Source organism: Staphylococcus sp. FSL W8-1270 (assembly GCF_038007165.1).
Lineage (GTDB): Bacteria > Bacillota > Bacilli > Staphylococcales > Staphylococcaceae > Staphylococcus > Staphylococcus hominis.
Map to the genome: position 1 here is coordinate 1,811,715 of NZ_JBBOWQ010000001.1, position 13,048 is coordinate 1,824,762.

The 13,048-nt window shown below is 28.8% G+C and carries 19 protein-coding genes and 1 other RNA gene; 13 read left to right on the top strand and 7 right to left on the bottom strand.

Annotated elements, in window-relative coordinates:
* Positions 1-94: 94 nt before the first annotated feature.
* Positions 95-418, top strand: a complete 324-nt coding sequence (locus NSU06_RS09020) for a thioredoxin family protein (RefSeq protein WP_048682682.1) — start codon at positions 95-97, stop codon at positions 416-418.
* Between the two features lie 37 nt (positions 419-455).
* On the opposite strand, the gene NSU06_RS09025 is transcribed toward NSU06_RS09020, so the two are convergent.
* Together NSU06_RS09025 and aroD are read right to left on the bottom strand one after the other, a co-directional pair.
* Complete coding sequence (locus NSU06_RS09025; RefSeq protein WP_002448165.1) at positions 456-995, bottom strand: nitroreductase family protein; 540 nt, start codon at positions 993-995, stop codon at positions 456-458.
* 69 nt (positions 996-1,064) lie between these two features.
* A complete protein-coding gene (aroD, locus tag NSU06_RS09030) occupies positions 1,065-1,790 on the bottom strand; it encodes a type I 3-dehydroquinate dehydratase (RefSeq protein WP_048761457.1) in 726 nt (241 codons plus the stop codon).
* Between the two features lie 161 nt (positions 1,791-1,951).
* Here aroD and NSU06_RS09035 point away from each other — a divergent pair, with 161 nt between their 5' ends.
* A complete protein-coding gene (locus tag NSU06_RS09035) occupies positions 1,952-2,374 on the top strand; it encodes an organic hydroperoxide resistance protein (RefSeq protein WP_002448074.1) in 423 nt (140 codons plus the stop codon).
* A 446-nt stretch (positions 2,375-2,820) separates the two neighbouring features.
* Complete coding sequence (locus NSU06_RS09040; RefSeq protein WP_048761455.1) at positions 2,821-3,312, top strand: GNAT family N-acetyltransferase; 492 nt, start codon at positions 2,821-2,823, stop codon at positions 3,310-3,312.
* A 14-nt stretch (positions 3,313-3,326) separates the two neighbouring features.
* On the opposite strand, the gene NSU06_RS09045 is transcribed toward NSU06_RS09040, so the two are convergent.
* On the bottom strand, positions 3,327-3,926 hold the full coding sequence (locus tag NSU06_RS09045) for a histidine phosphatase family protein (RefSeq protein WP_019835711.1): 600 nt from the start codon (positions 3,924-3,926) through the stop codon (positions 3,327-3,329).
* A 194-nt stretch (positions 3,927-4,120) separates the two neighbouring features.
* Between NSU06_RS09045 and NSU06_RS09050 the strand changes: the two genes are divergently transcribed.
* A complete protein-coding gene (locus tag NSU06_RS09050) occupies positions 4,121-4,363 on the top strand; it encodes a hypothetical protein (RefSeq protein ID WP_017175884.1) in 243 nt (80 codons plus the stop codon).
* On the opposite strand, the gene NSU06_RS09055 is transcribed toward NSU06_RS09050, so the two are convergent.
* Entirely contained in the window at positions 4,355-4,558 is a 204-nt protein-coding gene (locus tag NSU06_RS09055; RefSeq protein WP_017175885.1) for a sterile alpha motif-like domain-containing protein, read from the bottom strand. The genes NSU06_RS09050 and NSU06_RS09055 overlap by 9 nt on opposite strands.
* Positions 4,559-5,010: 452 nt before the next feature.
* Between NSU06_RS09055 and tsaA the strand changes: the two genes are divergently transcribed.
* From tsaA to NSU06_RS09095, 8 genes are all read left to right on the top strand, one after another.
* Entirely contained in the window at positions 5,011-5,268 is a 258-nt protein-coding gene (tsaA, locus tag NSU06_RS09060) for a type II toxin-antitoxin system antitoxin TsaA (RefSeq protein ID WP_017175886.1), read from the top strand.
* A 22-nt stretch (positions 5,269-5,290) separates the two neighbouring features.
* A complete protein-coding gene (gene tsaT / locus NSU06_RS09065) occupies positions 5,291-5,479 on the top strand; it encodes a type II toxin-antitoxin system toxin TsaT (protein WP_017175887.1) in 189 nt (62 codons plus the stop codon).
* Positions 5,480-5,575: 96 nt separating this feature from the next.
* A complete protein-coding gene (gene lnsA, locus NSU06_RS09070) occupies positions 5,576-6,142 on the top strand; it encodes a lipoprotein N-acylation protein LnsA (protein WP_371089541.1) in 567 nt (188 codons plus the stop codon).
* 73 nt (positions 6,143-6,215) lie between these two features.
* Complete coding sequence (locus tag NSU06_RS09075; protein WP_049379259.1) at positions 6,216-6,962, top strand: poly-gamma-glutamate hydrolase family protein; 747 nt, start codon at positions 6,216-6,218, stop codon at positions 6,960-6,962.
* Between the two features lie 76 nt (positions 6,963-7,038).
* Positions 7,039-7,323, top strand: coding sequence for a hypothetical protein (locus NSU06_RS09080; RefSeq protein WP_019835715.1), 285 nt, complete (start codon positions 7,039-7,041; stop codon positions 7,321-7,323).
* Between the two features lie 155 nt (positions 7,324-7,478).
* Positions 7,479-7,706, top strand: coding sequence for a hypothetical protein (locus NSU06_RS09085; RefSeq protein ID WP_019835716.1), 228 nt, complete (start codon positions 7,479-7,481; stop codon positions 7,704-7,706).
* A 132-nt stretch (positions 7,707-7,838) separates the two neighbouring features.
* The gene (locus NSU06_RS09090; protein WP_017175892.1) at positions 7,839-8,543 is read left to right on the top strand and encodes a hypothetical protein; all 705 of its coding nucleotides are present in this window, start codon (positions 7,839-7,841) and stop codon (positions 8,541-8,543) included.
* A 135-nt stretch (positions 8,544-8,678) separates the two neighbouring features.
* On the top strand, positions 8,679-8,855 hold the full coding sequence (locus NSU06_RS09095; RefSeq protein WP_019835718.1) for a hypothetical protein: 177 nt from the start codon (positions 8,679-8,681) through the stop codon (positions 8,853-8,855).
* Positions 8,856-8,909: 54 nt separating this feature from the next.
* Here the strand turns inward: NSU06_RS09095 and NSU06_RS09100 are convergent, their stop codons facing one another.
* On the bottom strand, positions 8,910-9,851 hold the full coding sequence (locus tag NSU06_RS09100; protein ID WP_019835719.1) for a cation diffusion facilitator family transporter: 942 nt from the start codon (positions 9,849-9,851) through the stop codon (positions 8,910-8,912).
* Positions 9,852-10,713: 862 nt separating this feature from the next.
* Here NSU06_RS09100 and NSU06_RS09105 point away from each other — a divergent pair.
* Complete coding sequence (locus tag NSU06_RS09105) at positions 10,714-12,030, top strand: ISL3 family transposase (RefSeq protein ID WP_049419732.1); 1,317 nt, start codon at positions 10,714-10,716, stop codon at positions 12,028-12,030.
* A gap of 80 nt (positions 12,031-12,110) precedes the next feature.
* On the opposite strand, the gene ssrA is transcribed toward NSU06_RS09105, so the two are convergent.
* Together ssrA and smpB are read right to left on the bottom strand one after the other, a co-directional pair.
* Positions 12,111-12,472: a transfer-messenger RNA gene (ssrA, locus tag NSU06_RS09110) on the bottom strand.
* Between the two features lie 86 nt (positions 12,473-12,558).
* The gene (gene smpB, locus NSU06_RS09115) at positions 12,559-13,029 is read right to left on the bottom strand and encodes an SsrA-binding protein SmpB (RefSeq protein WP_017175898.1); all 471 of its coding nucleotides are present in this window, start codon (positions 13,027-13,029) and stop codon (positions 12,559-12,561) included.
* Positions 13,030-13,048 lie beyond the last annotated feature (19 nt).

Here is a 13,048-nt window from a genome sequence, read left to right on the forward strand (position 1 = left end):
ATTTAAATAAACGCTCTACTTTTTAAGCTTTATTTTTTTCTAAACATTAGTAATTAGTTATAATATATAAAACAAGCTAAAAGGAGTGTAAAGTATGAAAAATATTACTACTACTGAAGAATTTAATTCAGTTATTCAAAGTGAACAACCTGTTATTGTAAAATTTGAAGCTGGTTGGTGTCCTGATTGTAAAGCAATGGATATGTGGATTGATCCAATCGTTGACAAGTATAACGACTATAAATGGTATTCAGTAAATCGTGATGAATTAGAAGATGTAGCATCAGACAATGAAGTCATGGGTATCCCAAGTTTACTTATATTTGAAAATGGTCAAAAACATGCCCATTTACATTCTGCTAATGCAAAATCACCTGAACAAGTTGAATCATTCTTAAAAGAAACATTTAATAAATAATTAAAAAACCACACTCGTTATTTTGAGTGTGGTTTCTTTAATATTCTGAGATTAAATGTTTATTTTTACGTTTTGCTTTAGGTGGAACCTCTTCTAAATCAGTAAGATACAATAAACCTGCAATAGCTTCATCTTTAGCAATACCAAATGCTTTTCTTACTTTTGGTTCAAAGATGTACAATGGCGTTTTCCAACATGTACCAATACCTTTTTCATAGAGTAATAACATTAGATTCTGAGTGTATGCACCCATCGCAAAAAAGTTTTCGCGATTTTGTCGTTGTCGTGGGTCAGTTTTAAGTACTAAAACTAACATACCTCCTAAATTTGTCACCGCGTTATAATGATCTTCTTGTTTTTCCGGACTATTTGGAAAGGCAAAACGTGTAATATCTCTACTCATATCTCCTAATCTATCTTTAGAAACATGAATAACTCTCCACGGTTCTCTCATACCATGATTAGGAGCGTCAGTAGCTTGTTCTATGGCTTTAAATACATCTTCATCATTAATAACCATATCATGTTTAAATTTCTTTATACTTCTTCTTAAAGAAATTACTTCTTGTAATTCCACAATTATCGCTCCTCTATATTGATAACTATTATCAATTATACGCGGATATCGATGACATTTCAATGTATACTACATGTTTTCGTAAAATAATAATTGTTTTTTTAGTTCTTTAACATGAATCTGTCCTGGCGCTTGAGGTTCACCTAAACAACCATATGACACTGTCCCCCCAAAAACACCTTGAGCAGTTCGGCTCACTAATCCTAAACGAGACATAGATATCCCAATAACTTGTTGAGAAATCGCTTCAGATGTATAAGCTACTGCTTCTAATAGCGTTGCTACGTCCCTTTTTTCCTTAGGCATTACTGCAATTTTTACATACTCAGGATTTAATTTTAGCATTTTATAATATGTGAACTTTAATTCTTCTAACGGTGGCGTTTCTAAAAAATTATGATATGAGACAATTATTTGCTTCTGATGACGATGTGCATTTTCTATAATACGCTTATGCGTCTCAACATCTATATTTGACTCCCATTCTATATCTATCATTTGAAATGCATCTATTGAGGAAATTGTTTCAATTAACTGTAAATATTCTTTATTAGTTAACTGACCTTTTCCACCTTGAGAAAGTGTGCGATATGTCACCAATATTTTGAAATGACCCTTTATTTCATTTAGAAGTGAAAGGTTTTTCATTAAATGTTCGTGATGATGACTCTCCCATTGATCTATACGCAACTCAATGATATCTATATATGCATGATTATCATTGATACTATTTAACGTTTCATTATCTATTATATCTTGAGGTGCTATGGTTGCAGCTACCTTTACTTCTGCCATATAATCCCTTCTTTTCTTACCATTTACAATTTTATATTATTTTAAACTATTTATGTCACACTCGCCAATGTTTAAAATTCATGTTAATTTTTACAAATCATGATTTAAAACGTTTTAGTTGGGTATACAATAATTATATTCGAATTTAGGAGGTAATAATAATGGCAGTTCAATATGAAACTAAAGCAACAAACGTTGGTGGACGTAAAGGACACGTACACACAGACGATAATGCAATAAATGTAGATGTATTACCACCACAACAAGCAGATGGAAACGCAACTAACCCTGAACAATTATTCGCAGCTGGCTATGCTTCATGCTTCAATGGTGCATATGACCTTATTTTAAAACAAAATAAAGTTCGCGGAGCAGAACCTGAGGTAACTTTAACTGTACGCTTAGAAGATGATCCAAATGCTGAAAGTCCAAAATTAAGCGTATCTATTGATGCAAAAGTTAAAAATGTATTATCTCAAGAAGACGCTGAAAAATATCTACAAGATGCTCACGAATTCTGTCCATATTCAAAAGCAACTCGTGGCAACATCGATGTAGATTTAAATGTTCAAGTTGTTGACTAATTAGCATTATTCTTTAAAATTAAAATTTTATAATTTAAAAAAACCCTGAGACACCTCATTATGTCTCAGGATTTTTTTATGTGTTGATAGATAAAGACTGAATTGAAAAAAGCTGATATCAAGTTATTTCAATAGTAGTATGAAAGTTAACATAATGACTTTCAATAAGAACATTTACGTCCTTGGGGATGTATTGCTAGAGTTGAACGACGTGTTCAAATTGAATCCTATCTTGCCCATTTCCTATCTAAAAAATTAAGTTTAAAAATATCGATGTATGATAGATATTATTTTAATGTCTATATATTCTCACACTTTTTGTATAATTTTTTAAAATAAGCTATTCTATATATATAGTTATTAATTAAAGTTTATAAAATATTTATAATTCAATTAATTTGTATAAATAGATTATTAAATGCTAATGATAATTTGAGGTGAGTATAATGTCAGAAGTTAGAATTCTTACTAACAATGATTTAAATCAATATATTACTTTAATATCAAATGATTCACATACTTATTCATGGGATAAACTTTATTTTCAACATGTGTCTCCAAATTATTTAAAACACATTCTATCTAAAGAAGAAGAGTATTGTAATATTTTTGGCAATTTTAAAAATGAAAAACTTGTGGCTGGTGTTACATTGCGACAACTCAAACAAGTAGGCACACAACATAAAGCAATGTTAGAAAATCTCTTTTTAAAAGACAAAAAAGACGAGATTACTTTGCAAAATTTAATCTGTGAAGTGATTAATTATGCAAAGGCTCGTCATATTGAAAAACTAATGACTTGTATTACGTCCAATCATATTAGTGCAAAGATTTTTTTCACTGCACTTGGTTTTGAAACTTTAGGGATTGAAAAAAACTCATTTAAAGTAGATGATACTTATTTCGATGTTCATTGGCTACTCTATGATATTAAATAGCCAGGATAATAATTTTATTTATTGACATCATCGATTGTAGGATCAACCATATCGAGAAATTCAAATTTTCCATGTGTATAAATGAATTTTAAAATACAACAATTTCCAATGATATATTGATTTGCCATATCATCACCTATCCATTTTCTTAAAAAAACCTGAATGGCTGTACCATGGCTTACCGCTAAGAATGTTTTTCCATTAGAGGACTCTAATAAATTACTTAATGTTGTGACGATACGATGTTCAACTTCACTTTTCGTTTCTCCTCCGAAAGCACGTAGTCTAGTTCCAAAAATATCGTGTTTATCCCAAACTGCATCCAATAATTGAACACTATCTCCTTCAAATAGCCCAAAACTCCATTCTTTTAATCCTTTATTACGTTGATATGCTTGATCAGGTAAAACATTTTCTAACGTATCACATGCTCGTTCCGAACTAGATGAATATGCTTCGTCAAAAGTAATATGATTATGTTTAAAGTAATGACCTGCTTGCTTCGCTTGAGATATTCCTAATTTAGTAAGTGGAGAATCACTTGCACCTTGTACTTTCCCTCTTAAATTAAACATAGTTTGTCCATGTCTCATTAAATAGAGTATTTTACTCATTACATTCACCTCAATATATTTTTTAAATAATATAGGCAACTTTCTTTTACACCACTTTATAATCCATACATAGTATACCTTAATTTTTTTATACTTAAAAATAACTAAAGGTAAAAAATTAATTACTACTCGTTTGATTCTCATTATAAGGGGTATAATGAATTATAAGTTTTACAAATAAAGGAGCGTTCATTATGAATGATCATAATCAATACAATTATGTCAATCCTAATAACCTCTCATTAGATTGGGAATGTTTTGTAATAAGTAAATCAGAAATGTTACTTGATGGAGTTCCTAGTGAACTTATTCATTCGTGGTTAGATAGAGAAATTATAGAACCTTTTTCAATTAGAGATAATGAATTAAACTTTAAAACTAAAGATATATGGAATGCGCTAAAGCAACAAAATTGGTACTATCCTAATTCAAATTAATTTATAGAGGCTAATTGCTCGATTAGCGCTTTCGATAAGTTGGTGATCAACGTAATTTGACATAACATATGCTCTAATTTCTTTATTATTGCGTTCGTTTTTGGGAAATTTATGATCATTTACAATGTAGTTTGCTAAACTTCCTAGTGGTGTATCATCATTAATAAATCCAATAACAAAATCATAAAATGTCATTTTTTCCTCCTCACATTACAACATTTCAGTATCTCCTATCATCTTATTATTTCTAAATGAGTGATGTTTATTTATATAAGCAAATCAGTAAGTTAGATTTTTATAAAAGTTGTAATGTTTTAATTGGTTTTATTAAAATAATTAAAACACTTTATTTTTAATTATTCACTAAAAACATTCTATGCGGATATTAACTTTCTGTAAATGTGATGATTTTTTGAACTTTTATACTCTTCTATTTACTTTTCTGATTTTCCCTTTTAATTGATATGTTTATTAGTGTAATCATACATATTTATGACTGCCGATGAGTATATTTTAGTTTAATCGCCAGCTTTTTTTCTGTGTATTTACGAAGTAATTCTTTTAATAAGAATTAAAGTTTTACCTTTCTTTTAAAGAAGTGATATGATGATAAAAAAGACATCATTGTTATAGAGGTGACACTACCTATGAATATTAATAAATTATTTTGGATTAATATTATGATTACCCTTTTATTTCTAGGTTTTAATATTACTGTCACCTATTTTCCTAAGTTAGATGATTATTTTTGGCTCATACCTGGTTTAATCATATGTGGCCTTACTATTTCATTCAGTTTAATTGCCGCTATTTTGGATAAAAACCTTATAAGCGAAATAATTTTTTTAACTAATCTAATCATTTTTTTATATTATATATATCCACTGATATATAACTTTTTTTAATTAAAATGTGGGAGGTTTACAAATGAGTACACATTTAACGATTTTACTTTGGCTCGGTATTATATTTGTTGTTGCTGCTTCAATTATATTAGGGTTATTGCTAAAATCTAAAAAAGAAGAACGTAAAGAATCATATTTAGGCTTTACAGTCATCTTTTATATTTTTGGTTTTGCTTTACTGATATATGTACTAATATTTGGTATTTTATAAATAGAGTTTAAAAGAACAAAATACAATCTTATTTTGTTCTTTTTTATATATTCCTCTATAAAACAATTAAGGAGATATAAATTGAAGACTATTCAATTGAAGCGTATTATATTTGTTATTTTCACTTCATTACTATTTTTCGCGTTCCCTTCTCATACTTATGCATCTATAAGTTCCACTTCTTCATCTTCAGGAAAAGGAAATGATTTCAAATTACAACCTGGTGACATTATTCTTACAAAAGGTCCGGTATTATTTGGTTTCTTTGGACATTCAAGTATTGCTTTAGATCATGATACTGTTTTACAAATTGAAGGACCTGGCGATAAGCCTATTACTGAATCTTTCGAATCATTTAAACAGCGATTTGGCGTTAAAAAAAATGATTGGATTAAAATATATCGTTGTGAATATCCTAATGCAGGTCAAAAAGCAGCTGATTGGGCAAAAGCTCATTATAAAAATAGTGATAAAACTTATTTAGTTACACTTAATTTAAAAAGTGAACGCTTTACATATTGTACTAAAATTATTTATCAAGCATATAAATACGGTGTAAGTAAAGATACGATAAATGATCATGGTTTACTGATTATCTCTCCATATGCTTTAGTTGATAATTTTAATAATGACTATCGCCTTAAGCTTGTAAAAACATACTAATAGTTAAAGACTATGGCGTTACGCTATACTTTTCTATACTAAGAAATGATATTTAAAGGAACAACTTATTTTTATGAAAAACAAAAAATTAAATTATCGATTTTTTTATTACATCTTTTTAACTCTTATTATTATATTATTTATTCTTTTCTTTCTTTACTTTTATAAACATTTTGATTTAAAACAAAATCAATCTTTAGATTACTATGCTAACTTTAATGATTTAAAACAACATACAACAAAAAATAAAGATTGGAAAATAATCACAAAACACCGTAAGCACAGCGATACCTTAATTACAGCGATTCATGGTGGAAGTATTGAACCTGGAACCACTGAACTCGCTCGTCGTATTTCAAATATTGGTCAATATAATTTTTATTCATTTGAAGGTCTACGTTCAGATAATAATGCTCAACTACATATTACTTCTACTGTTTTTGATGAACCTCAATTATTAGATATGCTCAACCATTCGTCAAAAACAGTATCTATTCACGGATATGCAGGCGATGAACCCATTGTTTACGTAGGTGGTCAAGATAAAAAATTGGTTCAAACATTACGTCATTCATTAACTGATCATGGATTTACAGTACAAAAAACGCCTAAAGGAATTGAGGCCCTTTCCAATAATAATATTATTAATAGAGATAAAAAAGATACAGGAGTGCAACTAGAATTGACGACTCGCCAACGAGCTTTGTTTTTTAAACATAACAACTTGGATAAAAATAATAGACGATCCCCCAAAAATTATACGAGAACATTTTATAGATTTGCCGAAGCAGTAGATCAAGGTATTAAAAAAGCTCAATAAATGTAATATCGTTTTTTTAGTTTTTTAATTAAATTAAATTGGGTATATATAAGTAATGAGTTTAGGAGGCGTTTCTATGGACGAATTAACTAACGAACAAAAATATACAGTAGCAAAATTTTATAAGCTATATATGGAACGTTCAAATAGTGGTCAAACAGAGGAAGAAGCAAATAATTTTAAAGATAGTATTACAGCTCAAGATGATTATTTTTGCGATAGAAAATATAGCGATTTCTTAGAAAATTGTAAAGTTCTTATTGATCATGGCTATCTAGATGGTAATATTATGTCTGATAGAATTTATAATATTAAAGTTACAAATAAAGCTTTTACTGAAATTGAACAAAGCTTTAATTAAAAATATCTAATTTTTTCAAGTTATTCCTATTCAAGGATCTTTGCTTAAAAGTCTTAAATAAATATATTTATTTAACTATGAATATAACTTTTAAAGCCTGCACATATGTATTGAGTATGTTTCAGGCTTTTTATTTTTAATAGAGGTGAGTTTACATGAATCATTGGAAAATTAATAATATGACGAATAGAAATCTACTTATACAACAAAACGAAAATGATGTATCTATAGTTGAACCTTTAAATAATGGTTCATTTAAAATTCTATCAGAGTTTAAACTGAATACACCGTCTCTTCCTATTAATACATATGATGACCAGTTATATGTTTCAATCAATTTTAAAAATGAAGAAATTAACATTTACAATAAATCGAATGAATAACACTATTATATTAATAATTTTATTAACTAAATTGTTTTAAAAAAATAATAAAATGTTAAATAAATATTAATATTTATTATGTAATAATTATAGTAATATTTGATTGATATGTTGTAATTATGGAGGTCAGTTATGGATAACATTATATTCTATCTAGGCATTACTTTATTTTTAATCGCATGTATAGTCATTATTTTTGGTATTATTGCTATTTTTAAGAATAAAAATTACTTAAAAATGCTTGCTATGGCTATTATTATTATCTTATTAAGTATGCTTGCACTGGGTATTCATAAAGTCATTGAGAGTAATAATCCCTCTAAAAGTGACATCACTCCTGTAAAAAAAGAAAAGCCTAAAGATAATAAAACAAATAAAGAAAATAATAATAAAAAAGATAATAATTCTAAGAAAGATCATAAGGATACATCAAATGAGTCTATTCAGGACACTCCTGCCACTCAAGAAAACACACCCGCCACAGAAGAACATTCAATTCAGTCATCAGAATCACCAACTACACAACAAGAAAACCCAACTACTGAACAAAATAACGCGACTACAAATAACCAAAATTCTACACAACGACACCAAGAACCTTCAACACACCAACAAGACACATCTCAATATCAGACGAATTCAGCAAATAATGATTTAAAACAAACAAATTCTACTCAAACCCAGAATAGTCAAAATAGTACTCAATATAATCATACAAATGAATCTAATACAACAAAAAACAACACTAATAATGTAAATCAAAATAGCACATCAAATACAACTCAAAATACACAAAGCGGTAATACGAATAATAATATAAACCAAATAAACAATTAATAATAAAAAAGGTAGAGTTTTGAGGCTCTACCTTTTATTTTCGACTTCTTTTTAAAACTTATAAATATTTATTGAATATTACATTTAATATGCCATACTAAAATATGATACGACTTAAAACAAAGGGATGAGACAATGAAAAAATTAGCCTTACTAACACTTTCAAGCTTTCTAGTATTAGGTGCATGTAGTCATAGTAATGATACAGTCAAAGATGTAAACGAAAGTGCACATAAAAAAAATAATCCAAAAGCACACAAATCTAAAGGCAATTCTGAACGCGTAGATAGTAAAAAAATAAATAAAAACTAAAAATAAGGAGTAGAAGCGCTCTTACTATCCATCGCTTCTACTCTTATTTAATTATCATTCTTCGTATTGTTTAAAGTAATCTTCATCTAAATGGTTAAGATGAATATTTTCAATTTGTAGTGTAACATGTTCTAAATTATATTTTTCTTTCAACAATTCAGAAACTTTATTAACCGTTGAATATGGCCATTTAGTATATTCATCACTTAAAACAACATGAGCACTCAATGAACTATGGTTTGTAGTGATACTCCATAAATGAAATTCATGCACATCTATAACGCCTTCAACGCTTTTCATTGCATTAATAATTTCATCTGAATCATATCCATCTGGAATACTCTCCATTAACACTTTCCAAGCATTTTTAATTATTTTATATCCACCATTTAAAATGATAAGAGAAATGATGATACTAATGATTGGGTCAATAATTTCCCATCCAGTAAAATGAATAAGTACTACTGCTACGATAACGCCAATTGAATTTAATAAATCTCCGAAAAAATGCCATAATGCGCTTTGAATATTAACATTATCTTCTTTTCTTAAAGATCTATATAAAATAAGTGTTAAAATGATATTTATAATAAGACCTAATACAGCTACAAATATCATGATACCACTTGCTACCGATTCAGGATGTATGATTCTCAAAATGCCTTCATACATAATACCTAACGAAATAACAATTAATGCTAAGCCATTTAAGAAAGCTACAATAATTTCTAATCTTAAAAATCCATACGTATAATGTTTCGTTGGAGGCTTACTTGCAAAATAAATAGCAAGCATAGACAACCCTAGTGCCAAAACATCACTTAACATATGGAATGAATCTGATAATAAAGCAAGTGAATTAGCATATAACCCACCTACAAACTCTACAATTGTAAAAATCAACGTAATAATCAAAGAAGACCAAAGCGTTGCTTTTGAACTACTTTGAAATTTCCTATGTTCTACATGATGAAAATATTTTGATTGATTGTTCATTACTTCTCTCCAAACAATTAAATTATAAATTATTTTCTTTAAAACTACCCTAATATATATTAAAAAAAACGTTACAAACATTAATATATCAACGTTTTAATGTTATTACAATAAATAATTGAAATTTAAAAACATTGTATATTTGAGGCAAAATGATTTATCACATAAATGTAAATATAAATTGCATTACATTTAATCACCACAGTTGATTTACCAATCATAAAAGTTCGTTATTTCTATTTTGTCTTAGACTAACTGACTTATATCTAGTGTTAGTCAAAAGTATTCATCATTCTTTAATTTATTAACATCATACTTACATTATTTTTTTCGTTGCATTATTTCTATATAATATTAAGAAAGAAGCTCTTCAAAAACATGAAAAAGGAAGTTATCAAATGCTTTTATTTCCTTCAAGTATTTTTATGATTTTACTAGGAAATTTAATTATTAAAAACCCACCTAAAAAGATAAACCGCTTCTACGGATTTAGAACAAAAAAATCAATAAAAACGCAACATAACTGGGACAAAGGACAAATAGACAGTTAGCATATTTTAAATATAATGAAATGAAAGATACTTATAGTGAAGATGAGAAAATTCATGATATTATCCTTGAAATTCACAATGATAAAAATGAAATAGTTTTATACAAAAATATTGCATCTTAATTATAGGGTGCATTTTTATTGGGTATATTTGGGGGCTATATTGGGGCAATAAAAATAAAGGCTCTATAATAAATTGGACTGATGACTAAAAATCATCAGTCCAATTTTTATGTTTGAATACAAAAATGGCGCAATTACCTCTATAATTATTAGTTACCACACAAAATAAAAAAGAAAGGTAATGCGCCTATGTGTAAGTCTATATTAAATACATTAAGAATTAAAGATAAAAATCTAAATTTTTCAGATAAAGTGATTGAGAAAAAACATAAAGGACGAATGAGCTTGTTTTACTATGCCGAGCTCACTTATCAACCTACACATTGTGAAAATTGTTCAACTAAAAATGAAAATTTCTCTATAGTAAAAAATGGTAAGAAAACCTCAACGATTACTTTACTTAAAATTATGGAAATGCCCGCTTATTTAGAACTTCAAAAACAAAGATTTTATTGTAAATCATGTGACAGTCATTTTACTGCTAAATCTAATATTGTCGACGCTCATTGTTTTATTTCTAATAAAACAAAACTTGCAGTTTTAGATAAAGCACAAGAATACCGGTCTCAAAAATCTATCGCTAAGTCATGCTTAGTATCATCAATGACTGTGTCTAGAGTGATTAATCAAGCGGCAAGCGACGTAGGTCAGTCTTCTTTTGATGCTCTACCTGAACACTTAATGATGGACGAATTTAAAAGTGTTAAAAATGTTATAGGAAAAATGAGCTTTATTTATGCAGATGCTGTATCGCACCGCATCGTAGATGTGGTAGCGGATCGTAAGTTGAAATCGCTTAAAGATCATTTTTATCGCTATTCTTTAAAACTCAGACAAAAAGTCAAAACAGTAACGATTGATATGTATGAACCATATATGTCACTAATCAAACAATTATTTCCTAACGCGAAGATTATTATTGATCGTTTTCATATTGTTCAATCTTTAAATCGAGCGTTAAATATGTCTAGAGTTCATGTAATGAATAGTTATAGAATCTCTAATAGACCGCTTTATAATAAATATAAAAGTTATTGGAAACTATTTCTTAAACCTTTTGAAATGCTAGAAACATTTAATTATCATAAAGTCCATTTATTTAAAGAGTGGAAAACCGAAAAAAGCATTATAAATTACTTATTAGGTGTAGATGTAGAATTATTTAATACATATCACTACGTTCATGAGCTAAGAAGATTATTAAAAGAAAATCAAATAGAGAAATTTAATCATAAACTCTTTTCTATTCATCTTTCAGATGTGTGTCCTAAATTACGCCCAGTCATTAGAACTTTAAGACGATTAGCAGCTTTCATTGAAAATACTATGACATATTCTAACCTGACCAACGGTCCGTTAGAAGGAATTAATAATAAAATCAAACTCATTAAAAGGGTATCTTTTGGTTATAGAAATTATGATAATTTGCGTAATCGAATTATTATAACTTCGCGACTATTTGCCTCAACAACAAAAAAAGAGATTAAACAACTTAAGGTTGCTTAATCTCAATATTTGGACTCATCAGTCCGATTTGACGTAGAACCAAAATAAAAAGCTTGCAACCAATAGGGTTACAAGCTATAAGATGGAGGCGGCGGGATTCGAACCCGCGTCCAGAGGTCCTGATACAAATCTTTCTACGTGTGTAGTCTATTGATTCATTTCGCATATTGGTAAGCAATAGACAACCAACAATATGCTAGTTTGATTAAATTTCATCTAAACAGACTTCAAACGGCAGTGTTTAGCATATCCTATTAGGGTTGAATCGCGTTAACAGCACATAGGAAATGCTGTTAGGCGATGCAGAGCGCTATTACGCAGCTACTGCTAAATTATTGTTTGATTTGTCAGTTATATTTAACTGAATGTGTTGATGACGGAGACAACCCTCCGACACGCTTAATAAGCTCGGGGGACCCCTGTCGAATCCAAAAACGCCCCCACAATATAATAAAATACAAGATACAGTTTAATTTAAACAACTTTACTTATCATAACAAATAGAGCCCGATTAAGCAACAATTATGCTTAATAACGGGCTTTCATTGCACGATCAACATCTCGTTTCATTGCTTTATCTTTCAATGCTTGACGTTTATCATGCAGTTTTTTACCACGAGCTATGCCTAATAAAACTTTACATTGTCCATGTTTTAAATACAATTTTAAAGGAATAATCGAATATCCAATTTCTCTTGTACGTTCGCCGAGTTTGATAATCTCTTTTTTATGCAATAACAGCTTTCTTGATCGTAATGGATCATGATTAAAACGATTTCCTTCTTCGTATGGAGCAATATGCATATTATTAATGTACATTTCTCCACGCTTCACTTGTGCATAACTATCTTTTAAGTTCGCACTACCACGTCGAATCGATTTAATTTCTGTACCTTGAAGCGCAATACCTGCTTCAATGGTATCTTCAATATTATAATCATGTCTTGCTTTACGGTTTTCAGCCAACGTACCTGGTGATTTTGTTTTTTTCTTGGCCATTACTGTATGTCACCTCTTT